The organism is Streptomyces griseorubiginosus (genome assembly GCF_017614965.1).
Taxonomy (GTDB): domain Bacteria; phylum Actinomycetota; class Actinomycetes; order Streptomycetales; family Streptomycetaceae; genus Streptomyces; species Streptomyces griseorubiginosus_B.
The window spans coordinates 1-1,731 of record NZ_WVUG01000616.1 but is presented as its reverse complement, the minus strand read 5'-3'; the positions used below and the strand labels follow the sequence as shown (position 1 = coordinate 1,731).

General features: G+C 73.5%; 1 protein-coding gene and 1 pseudogene. One reads left to right on the top strand and one right to left on the bottom strand.

Features of this window, described 5'->3' with window-relative positions; genetic code table 11:
* Positions 1-1,261: pseudogene (locus GRC12_RS44205) on the top strand (AfsR/SARP family transcriptional regulator); the annotation flags it as partial.
* Positions 1,262-1,270: 9 nt separating this feature from the next.
* On the opposite strand, the gene GRC12_RS44200 reads toward GRC12_RS44205, so the two are convergent.
* Positions 1,271-1,731: NPCBM/NEW2 domain-containing protein (locus tag GRC12_RS44200; RefSeq protein ID WP_208786058.1), on the bottom strand; the 461-nt coding region annotated here is incomplete at its 5' end.

Here is a 1,731-nt window from a genome sequence, read left to right as displayed (position 1 = left end):
CCCGCCGGCTGCCCCGGACACCACGTGCACGGCTGGCCTGGACGCCACTTCCGCAGCCGCCCCCGACCCCATCGACGCCTTCCTCGACGCCCCGGACGGGGAGCGGCACCACCCCCGGCACACCCTCCGGATGAACCTCCGCATGCTGCACCTGTTCCTCAGGGCGGACACCGAGCGGTTCGAGGACCGGCTGGACGAGCGGCTGCGCAGTTACGTCGCCCGGCTGCGGGACTTCTACGCGCCGGGCGGTTCGGAGGCGGCCCGTATGCCGGGGTTGGTGTGGCCGCTCGCCACGTACGTCCTCGACGGCTCGGTGGACGTACGCGGCGCGATGGAGACCGCGGTCGCCAACAGCCGCAGATACGGCGACGACTGGGCGATCGGCGTCGTCCTGATGTTCCGCACCCACATGGCCGTCGACTCGCCGGGCGGCATGAAGGGCGTCGACGAGGACCTCGCGGAACTGAGGGTGCTCAGCCAGCGGGTCGGCGACCGCTGGATGCGGGCCCAGGTGTGCAGCGCGTCCGCCGAGGCGGCCATGGCCCGCAGCCGGCACGCGGAGGCCAAGGCCGAGTACGAGGAGGCGCTGCGGCTGGCGTACGAGGTCGGCGCCTACACCGAGACGCCGTTCCTGCTGGCCCGGCTCGCCGAGATCGCCTACCGCGCGGGTGACCGGCAGGCGGCGCGCCGGCTGCTGGACGAGGCGAGCGAGGCCGCCGAGCAGCACGCGGTCGTCGACTCGGCGGCGTTCGTCCTGCTGACGCGCGCCCAGATGGCGCTGGACGAGAAGGACACGGCACGGGCGCGGCAGCTGTGGGAGGAGGCCCGTGTGGAGACCGGCCGGGGTACGCCACCGCCGCAGTTCCTGGTGATGCTGATGGCCGTGGACGCGGGCGTGACGGCCGCCGAGTCGGGTCCGGCGCACGGGTTGCCGAAACTCGTCGCGGCCGTGCGTGAGGCGGTGGAGAAGCGCTGCGCCGACATGATCGTGGCGACCCTGCTGGACGGCACCGCGGGGCTGCTGGCCGAACTCGGCGACCTCGCGCGCGTGGTCCGACTGCTGGCCCTGGCGGACACCTGGCGCGACGGCCAGCCGCGCCTGATGCCGGAAGGGGCCCGGGCCGAGGCCGCCGGAGAGGCCGCCCGCGCCGCGCTGGGCGCCGATCGCTACGAGACGGAGTACGCGCGGGGCGCGGCGCTCACCCCCGACGCGCTGTTCGCCGAGTTCACGCAGACGCTGCGCCGCCACCCGGCGACCTGAGCGGCCGGGCTACGAGCAGGTGAACCTCGACTCCACCCAGTCGGCGAGCGTCAGCGAGTCGAAGGACGTGTCGGGCTCGACGACCAGGCGTACCGTCCTTCGCCCGCTCAGGTTCACATGCACCGGGACCGCCTGGTCGCCGCCCTCGACCAGGCCGGACTTCCACAGCCGGACGCCGTCGGCGTAGACGGAGAAGCGGACCTTGCCGAGACCCAGGGTGGTGTCGTCGATGCCGACGGAGGCGTCGTAGGCGGTGCAGCTCCGGTTGAGGTCGATGGTGACGGAGGAGGCCCCGTGCACGGTGACGCCGTGCGCGTACCGCTTGTCGGCGATCGAGAGGCCGTAGCGCTGCCACACCCAGCTGCTCTGACCGAGCCGCATCTCGGGCTCGGTGCCGTCGCCGGTGAGGTCGTACGACAGCTCGCTCCACTCGTAGACGGTGGGAGCCGGCGGGGGAGTCGGGGCCGGCG